This is a genomic window from Pseudomonas sp. 3B-A001-10F (assembly GCF_056313565.1).
This window is the reverse complement of record NZ_JBQYFW010000053.1, coordinates 1-16,290: the sequence shown is the minus strand read 5'-3', so window position 1 is coordinate 16,290 and position 16,290 is coordinate 1. Positions and strand designations below refer to the sequence as shown.

At 60.5% G+C, this 16,290-nt stretch carries 16 protein-coding genes and 1 riboswitch; of the genes, 5 read left to right on the top strand and 11 right to left on the bottom strand.

Annotated elements, in window-relative coordinates; translation table 11 throughout:
* Positions 1–94 precede the first annotated feature (94 nt).
* Genes AC0ZWN_RS27945 through cobO form a run of 6 tightly spaced genes read right to left on the bottom strand, consistent with a single transcriptional unit; the run spans position 95 to position 6,088 of the window.
* Positions 95–1,546, bottom strand: a complete 1,452-nt coding sequence (locus AC0ZWN_RS27945) for a cobyric acid synthase (RefSeq protein WP_476337578.1) — start codon at positions 1,544–1,546, stop codon at positions 95–97.
* Positions 1,543–2,535: a threonine-phosphate decarboxylase CobD gene (gene cobD, locus AC0ZWN_RS27940; RefSeq protein WP_093440034.1), complete on the bottom strand. Its 993-nt coding sequence runs from the start codon at positions 2,533–2,535 to the stop codon at positions 1,543–1,545. The genes AC0ZWN_RS27945 and cobD overlap by 4 nt, the downstream gene beginning before the upstream one ends.
* The gene (gene cbiB, locus AC0ZWN_RS27935; protein ID WP_476337577.1) at positions 2,528–3,436 is read right to left on the bottom strand and encodes an adenosylcobinamide-phosphate synthase CbiB; all 909 of its coding nucleotides are present in this window, start codon (positions 3,434–3,436) and stop codon (positions 2,528–2,530) included. The genes cobD and cbiB overlap by 8 nt, the downstream gene beginning before the upstream one ends.
* Positions 3,433–4,083, bottom strand: a complete 651-nt coding sequence (bluB, locus tag AC0ZWN_RS27930; protein WP_476337576.1) for a 5,6-dimethylbenzimidazole synthase — start codon at positions 4,081–4,083, stop codon at positions 3,433–3,435. The genes cbiB and bluB overlap by 4 nt, the downstream gene beginning before the upstream one ends.
* Positions 4,084–4,130: 47 nt before the next feature.
* Positions 4,131–5,480: a cobyrinate a,c-diamide synthase gene (locus AC0ZWN_RS27925; protein WP_476337574.1), complete on the bottom strand. Its 1,350-nt coding sequence runs from the start codon at positions 5,478–5,480 to the stop codon at positions 4,131–4,133.
* The gene (gene cobO / locus AC0ZWN_RS27920; RefSeq protein WP_003223053.1) at positions 5,477–6,088 is read right to left on the bottom strand and encodes a cob(I)yrinic acid a,c-diamide adenosyltransferase; all 612 of its coding nucleotides are present in this window, start codon (positions 6,086–6,088) and stop codon (positions 5,477–5,479) included. Before cobO ends, AC0ZWN_RS27925 begins: the two co-directional genes overlap by 4 nt.
* Before the next feature lie 81 nt (positions 6,089–6,169).
* Positions 6,170–6,399, bottom strand: a riboswitch (cobalamin riboswitch).
* A 163-nt stretch (positions 6,400–6,562) separates the two neighbouring features.
* On the opposite strand from cobO, the gene AC0ZWN_RS27915 reads away from it, so the two are divergent.
* Together AC0ZWN_RS27915 and AC0ZWN_RS27910 are read left to right on the top strand one after the other, a co-directional pair.
* Positions 6,563–7,147, top strand: coding sequence for a hypothetical protein (locus tag AC0ZWN_RS27915; RefSeq protein WP_476337573.1), 585 nt, complete (start codon positions 6,563–6,565; stop codon positions 7,145–7,147).
* A 66-nt stretch (positions 7,148–7,213) separates the two neighbouring features.
* Entirely contained in the window at positions 7,214–8,527 is a 1,314-nt protein-coding gene (locus tag AC0ZWN_RS27910; protein WP_476337572.1) for a PQQ-dependent sugar dehydrogenase, read from the top strand.
* A 134-nt stretch (positions 8,528–8,661) separates the two neighbouring features.
* Here the strand turns inward: AC0ZWN_RS27910 and AC0ZWN_RS27905 are convergent, their stop codons facing one another.
* From AC0ZWN_RS27905 to AC0ZWN_RS27885, 5 genes are all read right to left on the bottom strand, one after another.
* Positions 8,662–9,198: a C40 family peptidase gene (locus AC0ZWN_RS27905; RefSeq protein WP_093440008.1), complete on the bottom strand. Its 537-nt coding sequence runs from the start codon at positions 9,196–9,198 to the stop codon at positions 8,662–8,664.
* A gap of 220 nt (positions 9,199–9,418) precedes the next feature.
* The gene (locus AC0ZWN_RS27900) at positions 9,419–10,036 is read right to left on the bottom strand and encodes a C40 family peptidase (protein ID WP_007919826.1); all 618 of its coding nucleotides are present in this window, start codon (positions 10,034–10,036) and stop codon (positions 9,419–9,421) included.
* A gap of 214 nt (positions 10,037–10,250) precedes the next feature.
* Positions 10,251–10,955: a DnaA regulatory inactivator Hda gene (hda, locus tag AC0ZWN_RS27895; RefSeq protein ID WP_007919828.1), complete on the bottom strand. Its 705-nt coding sequence runs from the start codon at positions 10,953–10,955 to the stop codon at positions 10,251–10,253.
* A gap of 206 nt (positions 10,956–11,161) precedes the next feature.
* Positions 11,162–12,235, bottom strand: a complete 1,074-nt coding sequence (locus AC0ZWN_RS27890; protein ID WP_093440003.1) for an AI-2E family transporter — start codon at positions 12,233–12,235, stop codon at positions 11,162–11,164.
* A gap of 34 nt (positions 12,236–12,269) precedes the next feature.
* A complete protein-coding gene (locus AC0ZWN_RS27885; protein ID WP_476337569.1) occupies positions 12,270–13,328 on the bottom strand; it encodes a DUF2066 domain-containing protein in 1,059 nt (352 codons plus the stop codon).
* A 374-nt stretch (positions 13,329–13,702) separates the two neighbouring features.
* Between AC0ZWN_RS27885 and purM the strand changes: the two genes are divergently transcribed.
* From purM to AC0ZWN_RS27870, 3 genes are read left to right on the top strand one after another with little or no spacing between them, the layout of a single operon-like run.
* Complete coding sequence (gene purM, locus AC0ZWN_RS27880) at positions 13,703–14,761, top strand: phosphoribosylformylglycinamidine cyclo-ligase (protein WP_099758397.1); 1,059 nt, start codon at positions 13,703–13,705, stop codon at positions 14,759–14,761.
* A complete protein-coding gene (gene purN / locus AC0ZWN_RS27875; protein WP_476337568.1) occupies positions 14,761–15,411 on the top strand; it encodes a phosphoribosylglycinamide formyltransferase in 651 nt (216 codons plus the stop codon). The genes purM and purN overlap by 1 nt, the downstream gene beginning before the upstream one ends.
* 8 nt (positions 15,412–15,419) lie before the next feature.
* A complete protein-coding gene (locus tag AC0ZWN_RS27870; protein WP_095050229.1) occupies positions 15,420–16,133 on the top strand; it encodes a DUF3108 domain-containing protein in 714 nt (237 codons plus the stop codon).
* Positions 16,134–16,290: the final 157 nt, after the last annotated feature.

The window sequence follows — 16,290 nt, the reverse complement described above, 5'->3', positions numbered from 1 at the left end:
GCTCCCACAGGGTTATGAGTTGTACTCAAAATGTATGGTTAACCGCATTCACTGTGGGAGCGAGCTTGCTCGCGAAGAGGCCAGCACAAGCACCTTAAATCCCACAGAGCTGACGCAACAAGCCGGTATCCAGATGCTTCTCCACCAGATCCGCCAAGCGCTCGATATCACGCTCGCGCAAGCCGTGATAATCCACCCGCTGCACATCGCTCAACCCGGCCCAGCGCAGCAGCGCTGCACTCGCCGTCGGCGATTCAAACAAGCCATGTAGATACGTGCCAAACACCTGCCCGTCAGCGCTCTGCGCACCGTCGCAACGGCCATCATCAAGATGCACCGCTGCGTTCTCCAGCGCCGCTCCCGTGGTCACGCCCGCATGAATTTCATAGCCACTGACTTCGGCATTTTCCAGCGCCAGCCGCCCACGCACATTGCGCAACTGCTTTTCGGCTTCAAGCGTGGTGTCGAACGCCAGCAAACCCAAACCGGCACTCGTGCCCGGCGCACCTTCGAGGCCGAGCGGATCATGCACCTGCTGACCGAGCATCTGCAGACCACCGCAAATCCCCAGCACTTTGCCGCCGTAACGCAGATGCCGATTGATCGCGGTATCCCAGCCATTGGCACGTAAATAGGCCAGATCGCTGCGCACGCTTTTCGAGCCCGGCAGGATGATCAGATCGGCAGCAGGGATCGCCTGCCCCGGGCCGACGAATTGCAGATCAACCTGCGGATGCAAGCGCAACGGATCGAAGTCAGTGTGATTGCTGATGCGCGGCAGCACCGGCACCACCACTTTCAGCACTTGTTCGGCCTTGTCGGTCTGGCGCTGATCGATGCCGTCCTCGGCCTCCAGATGCAGATCCATCACGTAGGGCAACACGCCGACCACCGGTTTGCCGGAGCGCTGTTCCAGCCAATCAAGGCCCGGTTGCAGCAAGGCGATGTCGCCGCGAAAACGGTTGATGATGAAACCTTTGACCCGTGCCTGCTCGCTCGGCGACAGCAGTTGGAGGGTGCCGACCAGATGGGCAAAAACCCCGCCGCGATTGATGTCGGCAATCAGCAACACCGGGCAATCCACCGCTTCGGCAAACCCCATGTTGGCGATATCACCGGCACGCAGATTGATCTCGGCCGGTGAGCCCGCGCCTTCGACCATCACCAGCGGATAAGCGGCACTGAGTCGTTCATGCGAGGCCAGCACGGCTTGCATCGCGATGGCTTTGTAGTCGTGGTAGGCAACCGCGTTCATCGTGGTGACGGCACGACCATGGATGATCACTTGCGCGCCAGTGTCGCTGTTCGGCTTGAGCAGCACCGGGTTCATGTCGGTGTGCGGTTCGAGATGAGCGGCTTGCGCCTGCACCGCTTGCGCGCGGCCAATCTCACCGCCATCAGCGGTCACGGCACTGTTGAGCGCCATGTTCTGCGGCTTGAACGGTACGACCGCAACGCCCTGACGAGTTGCCCAGCGGCACAACGCCGTCACCAGTGTGCTTTTGCCGGCGTCGGAAGTGGTGCCTTGCACCATCAGGGTGGTCATGGGTGGTCCTTGGTGAAGGCTATCAAAGCCTGTTCGAGGCGCGTCTCTTCAGTCGCATCGGCGGGCAGACCAAAACGCAGACTGCTGTTGTGGGTGAAAATGCGCAGGAGGATGCCGCGACGGGCCATGAATGCGTGCAGCGTTTCGGCATGCTCGGTGATCAGCCACTGGAACAGCGCGCAACCGCCCTGGGGCTTGAAGCCGTAGCGCTCAAGCAGCGTTGCCAATCGTTCGCTGGCCTCATCGCTGCGAATGCGTTGGCGGGTGTGGCCTTCGGTGTCTTGCAGGCACACCTGGCCAAGCACTCGGGTTGGCCCGCTCACGGCCCATGGCCCGACTTGTTCAGCGAGCAGTTTGAGCAACTTGCGTTCGGCCAGGACAAAGCCCAGACGCACCCCGGCCAAACCGAAAAATTTGCCGAACGAGCGCAGCACAATCAGCCCGACTTGATGGGCATGCGGGGCCAGGCTCAACTGCGGCGTGTTGTCCATGAAGGCTTCATCGACCACCAGCCAGCCACCGCGCCGGGCGAGCCGCGCGTGCCAGTCGAGCAATCGTGCCGGGGTCAGGCTCAAGCCGGTCGGGTTGTTCGGGTTGACCACCACCAGCACGTCGAGGCTGTCGAGAAAGAATTCGACTTCCTGCTCCAGCACTTCGCGCACGATGTAACCACTGCGCCGCCACGCTTCGGCGTGTTCGGCATAACACGGCGACAACACGCCGACCTTGCCGGCCCGGCGCAAACGCGGCAGCAACTGGATGGCCATCTGCGAACCGGCCACCGGCAGCACTTGCGCGGCACCGTAGTAATCGCACGCAGCTTGCTCCAGACCGTCATCGGTTTCCGGCAAGCGCGCCCAAGCGCGCAGCGGGATTTCCGGGATCGGAAATGGCCACGGCGCGAGGCCGCTGGACAGGTCGAGCCAGTCCGCCTCGGCAATGCCGTAATCGTGTGCAGCCTTGCGCAGCCGGCCACCGTGCTCAAGCATAGAATTCAGCCCCCACGCAGAGAATCAGCAGCCATAACCATACCCCGCGCTGGACCAATTGCCAGCCACGGTCGATGGAATCGGCATCCGCTTGAGCGCCTTCGCCGAGTTGCGGACGGTCGTGAAGTTCGCCGTGATAGATCGCCGGGCCGCCCAACTCCACGCCCAAGGCACCGGCCCCGGCAGCCATCACCGGGCCGGCGTTGGGGCTGTCCCACTTCGGCGCCTGCGCGCGCCAGCACTTCAGCGCGAGTCGGGTTTTACCCAGCAGCGCGTAGGTCAATGCCACCAGACGCGCAGGAATGTAGTTCAACACGTCGTCGATTTTTGCTGCTGCCCAACCGAAACGCTCAAAGCGTTCGTTGCGATAGCCCCACATCGCATCGAGCGTGTTGCTCAAGCGATAGAGGACCACGCCCGGCGCACCCGCCACGACAAACCAGAACAGCGCGGCAAACACCGCATCGCTGCCGTTTTCCAGCACCGACTCGGTGGCGGCGCGGGCGACGGCGGTGCTGTCGAGTTCATCGGTCTGGCGGCTGACCAGATAGCCGACACGCTTGCGCGCCTCGTCCAGATCATCCGCGCGCAACGCGGCGGCGACCGGCGCGACATGCTCGCCGAGGCTGCGCATGCCAAGGGCGCAATACAGCGCGAGAATCTCGACGACCCAGCCCACGTATGGCGCCCAGGAAAACGCCGTGGCGAGCAAGGTCAGCGGCAGCACCGCGATCACCCACGCAGTGACCCCATGGCTGCGCCAACCCCGGCCACCAGCGTTGAAGCGTTGCTCGATGCGCCCGGCGAAATTGCCGAACGCCACCAGCGGATGCCAGCGTTTCGGTTCACCCAACAGCGCATCCAGCGCCACTGCGGCGACACTCAACAACGCCACACTCATTGACTCACTCCCCAATAATTTTCGTACAGCAACTCATTGAGCGGCCGCGCCTGCGCCCACCCTTCGAGTACCAGCATCGGCGCCGGATAGAATTCCTTGACCGGCCCCAGGCATAAAACCGCCAGTGGCTTGGCACCCTCGGGCAGCTTCAGCAGATCGGCGAGCGCCTGCGGCTCGAATAATGAGACCCAGCCCATGCCGAGGCCTTCGGCGCGCGAGGCCAGCCATAGATTCTGGATCGCGCAGGACAGCGAGGCCATGTCCATTTCCGGCAATGTACGGCGACCGAAAATGTGCTTTTCGCGATCATCCATCAACGCAGCGACCAGCACTTCGGCGCAATCATTGATGCCTTCGACCTTGAGCCTCATGAACTCGTCACTGCGCTCGCCGAGGGCTTCGGCTGTGCGGATGCGTTCTTCTTCCACCAGATTCTGGATCTGCCCGCGCAGGCTGCGGTCGCTGATGCGGATGAAACGCCATGGCTGCATCAGGCCGACGCTTGGGGCCTGGTGGGCGGCTTCCAGTAGTCGGCGCAACAGCTCCGGCTCGACGCTGCCGCCGGTGAAGTGGCGCATGTCGCGGCGTTCGGCGATGGCTCTATAAACCGCTTCGCGCTCGGCTTCGGAGAATGTGTTGTCGGTCATGGCCTCTTCGCGAGCAGGCTCGCTCCCACATTGGACGGGATGCTTGCTCAAGAAACGCGATCCCCTGTGGGAGCGAGCTTGCTCGCGAAGGCGGCCTCACGGTCTGGCGCAAACAATGCGGCAATCGCACTCGGGTTCGACGGGAAATAGAAGTGCACATAAGAAGCCGTCATCCGCCCGTCACGATAAACCGCCTCGGCGCCACGCCCACCATTCGGGCTCAAACCCCGCGCAATCGGCGCCTGTTCGGTGGTGGTCAGCGAATGATGATAAGTGTGCCCACGCAACGAACCTTCCGGCAGATCGACCGCTTGCAACGCCAACGCCGCCAGACGCTTCTGCATCACCGCATCGCCCTTAAGCAGCCCGACCAATTCAGCGCGGGTGCCTTCAACGTCAGTCAACGAATCGAGCAGATACAGCATCCCGCCACACTCGGCGAGCAACGGCTTACCCGCCGCGTGATGCGCGCGAATCGCCTCACACATCGCGGTGTTCTGCGCCAACGCAACGTGGTGCAGTTCCGGATACCCACCGGGCAAATATAGGCTGTCCGCTTCAGGCAATTGCGTGTCGCGGATCGGCGAGAAGAAACTCAACTCGGCGCCCATCGCCCGCAATAGATCGAGACTCGCGCCGTAGGTAAAAGCAAACGCTTCATCACGGGCGACGGCAATTCGCACATTCTTCAGCAACGACTCGACAGCGATCACGTCCGGTGCAGCAAACTCCACGGCCGGTGGCAGCGCTACCTCGCAACTGCTGGCCAATGCGTCGGCGGCGGCGTCGAGACGCACATCCAGATCATTCAATTCACTGGCCTGGACCAGGCCGAGATGACGACTTGGCAACTCGATGCCCGTCTCACGGGACAATGCGCCATACCAACGCAGGCCTTCGGTGAGGCTGCCTTCGAGCAATTGCGCATGGCGCAAGGTGCCGACACGGTTGGCCAGCACGCCAGCAAACGGCAAGTCCGGCTGATACCTGGCCAAACCGAGCGCCAACGCACCAAAAGTCTGTGCCATGGCCGTGCCGTCGATCACACCGAGCACCGGCACGCCGAAGTGCCGCGACAGATCGGCGCTGGAAGGCGTGCCGTCGAACAGGCCCATCACGCCTTCGATCAGAATCAGATCCGCCTCATTGGCGGCTTCCCACAACAGACGACGACTTTCCTGCTCGCCGACCATCCACATGTCCAGTTGATACACCGGCGCACCGCTGGCGCGCTCGAGAATCATCGGATCAAGGAAGTCCGGGCCGCATTTGAACACGCGCACTTTGCGCCCCTGATTGCGATGCAAACGGGCGAGCGCGGCGGTGACGGTGGTCTTGCCCTGACCGGAGGCCGGCGCGGCGATGAGCACCGCCGGGCAGTGACGTGGTTGATTCAAAGTTCGACGCCTTTCTGCGCTTTGATGCCGGCCTGGAAAGCGTGTTTGAGCATGCCCATTTCGGTGACCGTGTCGCCCATCTCGATCATTTCCGGCTTGGCCGCACGACCGGTGACGATCACATGCTGCATCGGCGGACGCGCCTGCAAATCGCTGAGCACCTGATCAAGATCGAGGTAGCCGTGCTTGAGGGCGATGTTCAATTCGTCGAGCACCACCAGACCGATCGACGGATCACGCAGCAATTCACGGGACACGGCCCACGCGGCTTCGGCGGCGGCGATGTCGCGCTGACGATCCTGGGTTTCCCAAGTGAAGCCCTCGCCCATCACGTGAAAGCGCACTTGCTCGGGGAAGCGCCGGAAGAACAACTCTTCGCCGGTGCTGTTGCGGCCCTTGATGAACTGCACCACACCGCACTGCATGCCGTGGCCCATGGCGCGGGCGAGCATGCCGAACGCCGAGCTGCTTTTGCCTTTGCCATTGCCGGTGAGCACCAGCACCAGGCCGCACTCGTCGGGCGAGTTGGCAATGCGTTCGTCGATCACGGCTTTTTTGCGCTGCATACGCGCCAGATGGCGTTCGTCGCGCTCGGGGGAATCAGTCATGGGGGAGCTCTCCGTTGAGGCTGGATAACGGCGGGCAGGCACAAGAATAGACGGCAAAAAGCCTGGCATCGCCCACCGTGATGCCGCTGGATGGATCAGGCCGGTCTCCGGGCTCATGAGCGGCGCATGCCTGACTGCGCGCCTTCCCGCTTCTTTCGAGGCAGTGGCTCAAGGCGCAGTTTTCACTCATTTACCGTTGCGGGGGCAGCGCCGGGATCGTGGTGGTTCTTCGTGCGAAGACAACCCTCACCGGCTTCCCTGTTTCACTCTGTCGACGCAGGTCACAGAGCACCTGAAACAAGCCGCGAAGGTTAGAGGGTTGGGGGTGGAGCGTCAATTAAAGAGGCGGCCATCGGGCGAATAACTGCCGCCGATCACTTATCTGCCGCCAATCTTGTGCCACACTGATACAAATGATATCAAAGAGCCATGCTTTTCTCGAAAAGCCCACTACAACAATAAAGGATGATGACGATGCAAGGCATGATCATCAGCAACCCGCGCCTGGAATTCCTGCGCCCGGTGCTTGAACGCTGGTTTGACTGTATCGACCGCTACAACGCCGTGCGCGGCGACAGCGACACCCCTTACTGGCATGACGAGAAAGCCAATCTCGGAGTGCTCTCGGCCGCAGCCTGGATGGCTGAGCTGGTCACTTTGAACGAGACTGCCACGCGTAAACAGAACGAAGAAGGCGAGCGCAATGCCCGCGCCGATCTGTTTCTCGCCGGTGCCGAAGACCGCGCCTTTATCCAGGCCACTCAGCGCTGGCCAAAGGTTACCAACCTGAATCTGACTCAAGCCCTGCTGGACATCACCAACGACGCCAAACGCATCAGCTATGCCAGCGACCTCAAGCTAGGCTGCCTGTTTGTCGCGCCGCAGAAAGCCCAGCACAGCGCCAGCCCCGAAGAACTGCAAGACATGGTCGACGACCTGCAAAAGGAACACACCTGCGCGGTCGCCTGGTATTTCCCCTACGCCTACCGCAAATTGCGCAGCGAAGCCGGCAACTATCACCCGGGCATCGCCGTGCTGTTCAAGGAAGCCCGCGGCTGAGCAGTTGAACCATCGGGCTTGCGCCCTTCTCTATGATTAGGAATGCATTCATAGGGAAGATCAGCAATGCGCAAGCCCCAGCTCGTTTTTGTCATCGCCTTCGCCGGAGGGCTCGCCGCCTGTGGTGAATCCTCCAGCCTGCAAGTCTCCGACGGCACCGGCCCATCACCGAAATTGCCTGAACCAAACAAGACCCTGATTCCGACGGTTAACATTGCCCCGGCGATCGGCTGGCCCGACGGCGGCAAACCGACTGCGGCGGCTGGCACTCAGGTCGCGTCATTCGCCGAAGGCCTCGATCATCCGCGCTGGCTCTATGTGCTGCCCAACGGAGATGTGCTCGTGGCGGAAACCAATGCCCCGCCAAAGCCCGATGACAGCAGTGGCATTCGTGGCTGGGTGATGAAGAAGGTCATGGGCAAGGCCGGCGCTGGCGTGCCGAGTCCGAACCGCATCACCTTGCTGCGTGACGCCGATCATGATGGCGTTGCCGAGACCCGCACGGTGTTTCTGCAGAACCTCAACTCGCCGTTCGGCATGACGCTGGTTGGCAACGATCTTTACGTCGCTGATACCGATCGCTTGCTGCGCTTTAACTACGAACCCGGCGCGACCGAGATCAAGTCGCAGCCAATCAAGGTTGTCGATCTGCCGGGCGGGACACTGAATCACCACTGGACCAAAAACGTCATTGCCAGCAAGGACGGCAGCAAGCTCTATGTCACCGTAGGTTCGAACAGCAACGTCGGCGAAAACGGCCTGGACAAGGAAGAAGGTCGCGCGGCGATCTGGGAAGTTGATCGGGCGACCGGCAATCACCGCATTTTTGCCTCAGGCATCCGCAACCCCAATGGCCTGGCGTGGGAGCCCACCAGCGGCGCACTGTGGACAGCGGTGAATGAGCGCGACGAGATCGGCAGTGACCTGGTGCCGGACTACATCACTTCCGTGAAAGACGGTGGGTTTTATGGCTGGCCTTTCAGTTATTACGGTCAGCATGTCGATGTGCGTGTTACGCCGCAGAACCCGGACCTGGTGGCCAAAGCCATCGCCCCGGATTACGCGGTCGGGCCGCACACCGCCTCACTGGGCCTGAGCTTTGCCGAGGGCAACACGCTGCCGGCGCAGTTCAAGGAAGGCGCGTTTATTGGCCAGCACGGCTCATGGAATCGCAAACCGCACAGTGGCTACAAAGTGATTTTCGTGCCGTTTACCGGCGGCAAGCCGAGCGGCAAACCGGTGGATGTGCTGACCGGGTTCCTCGACAAGGACGAGAATGCTTTGGGTCGGCCGGTAGGCGTGGTGATCGATCAGCAAGGTGGTTTGCTGGTGGCGGACGATGTTGGCAATAAGGTGTGGCGAGTGTCGGCCAGCAAATAATTTTCGCCATGCACAAACAACTGTAGGAGTGAGCCTGCTCGCGATAGCGGTCGATCATTCAACATTGATGTTGAATGTGACACCGTCATCGCGAGCAGGCTCACTCCTACACATTAGCTTTTAGGCAACTTGAATTACGGGTTATGCGCCAGATGCTCCGGCTGCAATACCCGCTTGGCACTCAGATAAGCTTTCTGCCAGTACGCCTTCGACAGGCTGTCCAGCTTCACCGTGCCGCCCGTGGCCGGCGCATGCACGAAGCGCCCTTCCCCGACGTAAATCCCTGCATGACTGACCTGCGAGCCGCCATTGGTGGCGAAGAAGATCAGGTCGCCGGTCTGCAAGCCTTCCTTGCCGACATTCGGCGCCTGCATGACGATCATCTCGCGCGTGGAGCGCGGCAGCGAAATCCCCGCCGCATCACGATAGACAAAACCGATCAATCCGCTGCAATCAAATCCCGAATCCGGCGTGTTGCCGCCCCAGCGATACGGCGTACCCACCAGGCCGAGCGCGCGAAACAACACGTCTTCAGCAGCCGGCGAGAAAGCTTGCGAAGGACCGAATACGACCGGAGCGCGAACCACCGGCGCAGGTGGCGGCGTACGACTGGCGCAGGCGCTGAGCAGCGCTGCGAAGAACATCAACGTGAGGCGGGCCGACATCGTCATAAGCAGAACATCCTGATCTGGCTGCGGCTTTTTCTGCCGATGGACAGAAAACAAAACCGCCTGCGTGAGCACGCAGGCGGTTTGCCATCAATATAGATACAGGATTCTAGCGGCTACGCGGCAAACTTCAAGTAAGACTTTAACTTCACCTTGTAAAGTCTACGTCTACTCTGTTGCATGGAGCCTGATTGTCGCCGCGAGCGCAGCGACATCGGGGGAATTACTTGCGAGCAGTGACGACGGTTGGAGCGTTGGCCAGAGCGCGTTTCGCTTCGATGAAGGTCTTGCTCCAGTAGCTGTCACCCAGGCTGTCGATGCGAACACCGCCGCTGCGACGACTGCTGGAGTGGATGAACTGGTTGTCACCCAGGTAGATCCCGGCGTGACTGACACGACCACGACGACCGTTGGTGGCGAAGAACAGCAGATCGCCCGGCTCAAGGTTGCTGCGCGAGACCAGCGGCGCATCAACGTTGATCATTTCGCGGGTCGAGCGCGGCAGGTTCATGCCAGCTTCTTCGCGGAACAGGTAACCGATGAAGCCGCTGCAATCGAAACCGGCTTCAGAGGTACCGCCGAAACGGTAACGGGTACCGATCAGGGACATGCCGCGTTCGAGGATGCTGTCGGCCAGAACAGGAAGCTGATAAGGCTTCTTGCCATTGAATTCGTTGAGCTCTTTTTCGGTGTCCAGCTCTTCCTGGTAAATAACGGAAGACTGAGCCGTGGCAGAATTTTTAACCTGTTGAGGCTGCTCTTGAACTGGAGAATGAGCAGCGCAACCGTACAACAGGGTGACGAGTGCGAGAGGCACGAGGGGTGCGAAGCGCTTTAGCATGGGCACGACCGTGGCTGATAGTTGTAAAGAAGCCGAGACTATGCCCGCTATCAGCCTCATTTGCAAATTCAATCGATCTTTTTGTGACTTCCCGGTTTCTCGTTTACATCTAAGCGCTTAAGCCCATTTGAACCGATACGCGGCCTGCGCACCTCGCAGGAAAGCGGATTTTCTGGCGCCTGAAATATGCCGAAACACGCTGAAAGCCGCGCCGTTACCAGCCTAGCGTTTCTTTCAGGAAGGGAATGGTCAGCTTGCGCTGCGCCTGCAATGAGGCCTGATCGAGTTGTTCAAGCAAGTCAAACAGCGCACTCATGCTGCGAGTGCCGCGAGTCAAAATAAAATGCCCGACTTCGTCAGTCAGGTGCAGACCGCGACGCGACGCGCGCAATTGCAAGGCGCGCAATTTGTCTTCATCGGAGAGCGGGCGCATCTGGAAAATCAGCGCCAGCGTCAGGCGGGATTTCAAGTCAGCCAGTTTGACCGGCAATTCACGCGGAGAGGTGGAGGCGGCAATCAGCAAGCGCCGACCGCTGTCACGCAGACGATTGAACAGATGAAACATCGCCTCTTCCCAGTCAGCCTTGCCGGCAATCACCTGCAAGTCGTCCAGGCAAACCAGTTCGTACTGTTCGAGGTTGTCGAGGATTTCAACGCCGCGGTCCATCAACTCGGCCAACGGCAAATACACAGCCGGTTCACCCATCTGTTCGAAGCGCAAGCACGCGGCCTGCAACAGATGCGTCCGCCCTACGCCGTGTTTGCCCCACAGGTAGATCAGGCTTTCTGTCCAGCCGGCGTCGGCTTCGCATAGACGCTCGACATAGCCGAGTGCAGCGGCATTGGCGCCTGGGTAGTAGTTGATGAAGGTGGCGTCGTCACGCAGACGCACACCTAGGGGCAGCTGAATCGGTTTCATGCTGACTGAACAGTTCTCAAGGAACCGTTAGTGGCCTCTGTGTAAAGTTTGCGAAGTTTATACCCGTGAAGCTGAGCGCACAATGCGACAGAGTCCAAGCAAAATCAAAGGTTTGCGTTAACACGCTGGTTTTATGACAGATTCTTTGGCGCCAGCGCCTGCAGGACACGGGCCAACCCGGCTAATCGCCGGGCCGCCCTGCACCGTTACAACTCCGGCTCGTCCACACCGCTATAGATCTCGGAATCCTTGTACAAGTCGTGCACATGGCGCACCAGCACCATGATCACCGCCGCCACCGGCAAGGCCAACAGCACACCGGTGAAACCGAACAGCTCGCCGCCAGCCAGAATCGCGAAGATTACCGCCACCGGGTGCAGACCAATACGATCACCAACCAGCAACGGGGTCAACACCATACCCTCAAGCGCCTGACCAACCATGAACACCGCGACGATCCCGACCATCGGGTACAGATCACCACCGAACTGGAACAACCCGGCAATCAGCGCTGCGCCAATGCCGATCACGAAGCCCATGTACGGCACGATCGCCGCCAGCCCCGCGATCAGGCCGATCAACAGCCCCAGTTCCAGACCGACAATCATCAGGCCTGCCGCATAAATCACACCCAGCGCCAGCATCACCAGCAACTGACCACGAACGAACGCGCCCAGCACCTCATGACATTCGCCAGCCAGAGCGACTACACGCTCTTCACGATCACGCGGCAACAGGCTGCGGATCTTGGCCATCATCACGTCCCAGTCGCGCAGCAGGTAGAAACTCACCACCGGGATCAGCACCAGATTGGCCAGCCAGCCGATCAGCGCCAGACTGGAGGCCGTTGCCTGACTCAGCACCACGCCGACAATGTCGGTGGTCTGACCCATGTGCTCGCTGATCGCGGCCTTGACCTTATCGAACTTCCAGAAACCGTCCGACAACCCCAGCTTCGACTGCGCCCACGGCACAGCTGTGTGCTGCAACCAGTCGAGCATCTGCGGTGCCAGTTCGTACAGACGCAGCAACTGCTTGGCGAGCATCGGCACCAGCACCAGCATCAGTGCGGTGACGATCAGCGTGAACAACGCAAACACCGCGATCACGCCCCAGGTTCGCGACAGCCCGAGTTTTTCCAGACGATCCACCAGTGGATCGAACAGATAAGCCAGCAGCAGCGCCACCAGAAACGGCGTGAGGATCGGGTGCAGCAACCACACAAACGCGCAAAGCAGGACTACCCCACCGAGCCAGAACCAACGCCGCGTATCGGCCATGTACCACTCCTGTAGCTTCTATATAAGGAAAGACTTACCAGCGAAACCGCAACGACGGTGCTGCCGGGGTCGTGGCCGGGGCCGCGACAGGTGTTGCGCCACCAGCCACTGGCTGTGGCGCTGCCACCGGAACCGGGGCTTCGGCGGGCAACTCCTGCAACTTGGCCAGCGACAACTGCGCACGCATTTGATCGGCACTGCCATTGACCCGATAAACGATGCGATCGCCATCAACACTTTGCAGACGCACGCCAAACGGCTCGAGTAACCGCAACAGCGCCGCGTAATGTTCAAGATTCATGCCCTGCACTTCCAGAGTCTGCTGACCCGAAGCGCCGGGCTTGGCCACAAATCGTGGCGCCAGACGCTCAGCCACCGCCAGCATCACCGCATCAGCGACAGCGGCCTGATCGGCGCCCTGCACACTGCCCGCCTCTTTCTGGTCGCCCAGCCACAAGTGCCACTTGGCCTGCCATTGCCCGCCTTCTTCGCGGGCATGCACCGCCAGCAAGGCGTCAGCGTTGTAGCGCTCGGAGGCGCCGCGCAACGGTGCCGGATCCGTGCCTTCCAGCGCTGGCGCCGTGGCAACCAGTTGCTCGCTCAAGTCCGCCAACGGCAAACGCAATGGCAAGCCGCGATGCTGAGCGGCGGTACGCAACGGCGCGGCAGCGGCCTGACCGTCACCGACCAGGCTAGAACCTTCGGCCGAATCGTTCAGCCACCAGCTCAGAATCGACGGCCGACTGGCGCCCCACAACGACAGGCCGGCCCGACGCAGCGCCTGCTCGGTGGTCGCCGGATCGAAATCGACCTTCAGCACCTCCGGCGGCCCGGCATCGAAACCGAACTGACTGATAATTTGCTGCAGATCCTTGCGAATCGCCGCCAGCCCCGGGTTTTGCGCAGCTTTCGGATCGCCCGTCAAACGCAGCACCAACGTGTCGAGCGCCGCCTGCGTGGCGCGATCACGTTCTTCCGGAGCCTGGCCATTGACCGGCTCACGCACTTGATAAAGGCCTTTGAGATTTTCGGCGTGACTCGCCAGGCTGAGCAGAGACAAACAACCCACAAACAACAATTTACAAAAACGCATGGAAAATTCCCGTCGACAGGAGCGGCTGGAACAGGCCGCGTGAACCGGTTAAGCAAGGCTGTGACAATCTGCCATCGCAAAACATTCACACGGTAGCGGTAAGTTTTTGCACAGTGATAACGATAGACGGTTAATCGCCACACCTTATACAGGCGTTCATACGGCTCAATTGCAAAAAATTTCCGCTGATATGGCCCTGCCCGTCGGTGCGAGGATGGCCGCTGCCCCTCAAGCCTGATAAAATCGCGCGCCTTCGCAGACCGGCAACAGCCGGGCACCTCGAAACTCGCGTGAGGCCATCGCCACCCTCGATTTCGACGTTCCCGCTGAACTCGGTCGTTACCCCTGAATCCCCTCCCCTAAAGGCCTGGATCATGAGCAAGCAACCCTCCCTGAGCTACAAGGACGCCGGTGTAGACATCGACGCCGGTGAAGCATTGGTCGAACGCATCAAGAGCGTCGCCAAGCGCACTGCGCGCCCGGAAGTCATGGGCGGCCTGGGCGGTTTCGGCGCCCTCTGCGAAATCCCGGCCGGCTACAAGCAGCCAGTTCTGGTTTCCGGTACCGACGGCGTCGGCACCAAGCTGCGTCTGGCGCTGAACCTGAACAAGCACGACAGCATCGGTATCGACCTGGTTGCCATGTGCGTGAACGACCTCGTCGTTTGCGGCGCTGAGCCACTGTTCTTCCTCGACTACTACGCCACCGGCAAACTGAATGTCGACACCGCTGCCCAGGTGGTAACCGGCATCGGCGCTGGCTGCGAACTGTCGGGCTGCTCGCTGGTAGGCGGTGAAACCGCTGAAATGCCAGGCATGTACGAAGGCGAAGACTACGACCTGGCCGGCTTCTGCGTCGGCGTCGTGGAAAAATCGGAAATCATCGACGGCTCGAAAGTCGCCACTGGTGATGCGCTGATCGCTCTGCCATCGTCCGGCCCGCACTCCAACGGCTACTCGCTGATCCGCAAGATCATCGAAGTCTCCGGTGCCGACATCGAAAACATCCAGCTCGACGGCAAACCGCTGACCGACCTGCTGATGGCCCCGACCCGTATCTACGTGAAGCCGCTGCTCAAGCTGATCAAAGACACCGGCGCGGTCAAAGCCATGGCCCACATCACCGGTGGTGGCCTGCTCGACAACATCCCGCGCGTACTGCCAAAAGGCGCTCAGGCGGTGGTTGACGTGGCTAGCTGGACTCGCCCTGCCGTGTTCGACTGGCTGCAGGAAAAAGGCAACGTTGACGAAACCGAGATGCACCGCGTACTGAACTGCGGCGTTGGCATGGTCATCTGCGTGGCTCAAGAGCACGTTGAAGTAGCCCTGAAAACCCTGCGTGACGCCGGCGAACAGCCTTGGGTCATCGGTCAGATCGCTGCTGCTGCCGAAGGCGCTGCCCAGGTTGATCTGCAGAACCTTAAGGCTCATTAATGTCCGCAACCTGTGATGTCGTGGTGCTGTTGTCCGGCACCGGCAGTAACTTGCAGGCTCTGATCGACAGCACGCGGACCGGCGACAGTCCGGTCCGCATCGCTGCAGTGATTTCCAATCGCGCCGATGCCTACGGCCTGCAACGCGCCAGTGCTGCGGGTATCGCCACCCGCGCGCTGGATCACAAGGCATTCGAAGGTCGCGAGGCCTTCGATGCTGCCCTGATCGAACTGATCGACGAATTCAAACCGAAACTTGTGGTGCTGGCCGGCTTCATGCGCATTCTCAGCGCTAATTTCGTTCGCCACTATCAGGGTCGCCTGCTCAACATCCACCCGTCGCTGCTGCCCAAATACAAAGGGTTACACACTCATCAGCGCGCGCTGGAGGCCGGTGACACTGAGCACGGCTGCTCCGTGCACTTCGTCACCGAGGAACTCGATGGCGGACCACTGGTCGTACAGGCAGTATTACCGGTAGAGTTGCACGACACGCCGCAGAGTCTGGCGCAGCGAGTCCACGTTCAGGAACACCTGATCTACCCGATGGCAGTACGCTGGTTTGCCGAAGGCAGACTGGCACTCGGTGAACACGGTGCTTTGCTGGACGGCCAGTTACTCGCGGCCAGCGGCCACTTGATTCGAAACTAGGAGATATTATGCGTCGCGCCCTGCTCTTCGCTTGCGCTCTGCTCGCCCTGCCCTTCGCGCAGGCAGCGGACCTTCAACCGTTCTCCGCCAGCTACACCGCCGACTGGAAGCAGTTGCCCATGAGCGGCACCGCCGAGCGCAGTCTGGTCAAGGAAGCCAACGGCGTCTGGAAGCTCAGCTTCAAGGCTTCGATGATGATTGCCAGCCTGACCGAAGAAAGCACCCTGACCCTGGACAAGGACACCCTGCTGCCGCAGTCCTACCACTTTGAACGTGGCGGTCTGGGAAAAGCGAAAAAGGCTGATCTGGATTTCGACTGGAACAGCAAAATGGTCACCGGTACCGACCGTGGCGACGCGGTGAAGATTCCGCTGAATCGCGGCATGGTCGACAAGTCCACTTACCAGTTGGCACTGCAACATGACGTTGCTGCCGGCAAGAAGACCATGAGCTATCAAGTGGTCGATGACGGTGAAGTCGATACCTATGACTTCCGCGTGCTGGGTTCGGAAAAAGTCGAGACCAAGGCTGGCAAGATCGATGCGATCAAGGTCGAGCGCGTGCGCGACCCGACACAAAGCAAGCGCATCACCGTCCTCTGGTTCGCCAAGGATTGGGATTACCTGCTGGTTCGCCTGCAACAGGTTGAAACCGACGGCAAGGAGTACAACATCATGCTCCAGGACGGCACCGTCAACGGCAAAGCTGTTAAAGGCAGCTGATCCGCCGCAAGAACAAAGAGCCCCGCAAACGCGTAATGCTGTTCACTTAAGCATTTGAATCCTCGCCGGGCTTCTTCGAAAATCCGATGTCAGATCTCTGGCATCGGATTTTTTATGTCTGTTCAACAGGACTTGCTCGACCTCGGCGACCTTTTCA

Bases quoted from the DNA above. Each gene is read 5' to 3' on its own strand.
- AC0ZWN_RS27900 (WP_007919826.1), bottom strand. From the start codon at position 10,036: ATGCTAAAGCGCTTCGCACCCCTCGTGCCTCTCGCACTCGTCACCCTG.
- cobO (WP_003223053.1), bottom strand. From the start codon at position 6,088: ATGACTGATTCCCCCGAGCGCGACGAACGCCATCTGGCGCGTATGCAG.
- AC0ZWN_RS27890 (WP_093440003.1), bottom strand. From the start codon at position 12,235: ATGGCCGATACGCGGCGTTGGTTCTGGCTCGGTGGGGTAGTCCTGCTT.
- AC0ZWN_RS27870 (WP_095050229.1), top strand. From the start codon at position 15,420: ATGCGTCGCGCCCTGCTCTTCGCTTGCGCTCTGCTCGCCCTGCCCTTC.
- purM (WP_099758397.1), top strand. From the start codon at position 13,703: ATGAGCAAGCAACCCTCCCTGAGCTACAAGGACGCCGGTGTAGACATC.
- AC0ZWN_RS27905 (WP_093440008.1), bottom strand. From the start codon at position 9,198: ATGACGATGTCGGCCCGCCTCACGTTGATGTTCTTCGCAGCGCTGCTC.
- cobD (WP_093440034.1), bottom strand. From the start codon at position 2,535: ATGCTTGAGCACGGTGGCCGGCTGCGCAAGGCTGCACACGATTACGGC.
- AC0ZWN_RS27945 (WP_476337578.1), bottom strand. From the start codon at position 1,546: ATGACCACCCTGATGGTGCAAGGCACCACTTCCGACGCCGGCAAAAGC.
- AC0ZWN_RS27910 (WP_476337572.1), top strand. From the start codon at position 7,214: ATGCGCAAGCCCCAGCTCGTTTTTGTCATCGCCTTCGCCGGAGGGCTC.
- purN (WP_476337568.1), top strand. From the start codon at position 14,761: ATGTCCGCAACCTGTGATGTCGTGGTGCTGTTGTCCGGCACCGGCAGT.
- cbiB (WP_476337577.1), bottom strand. From the start codon at position 3,436: ATGAGTGTGGCGTTGTTGAGTGTCGCCGCAGTGGCGCTGGATGCGCTG.
- AC0ZWN_RS27885 (WP_476337569.1), bottom strand. From the start codon at position 13,328: ATGCGTTTTTGTAAATTGTTGTTTGTGGGTTGTTTGTCTCTGCTCAGC.
- hda (WP_007919828.1), bottom strand. From the start codon at position 10,955: ATGAAACCGATTCAGCTGCCCCTAGGTGTGCGTCTGCGTGACGACGCC.
- bluB (WP_476337576.1), bottom strand. From the start codon at position 4,083: ATGACCGACAACACATTCTCCGAAGCCGAGCGCGAAGCGGTTTATAGA.
- AC0ZWN_RS27915 (WP_476337573.1), top strand. From the start codon at position 6,563: ATGCAAGGCATGATCATCAGCAACCCGCGCCTGGAATTCCTGCGCCCG.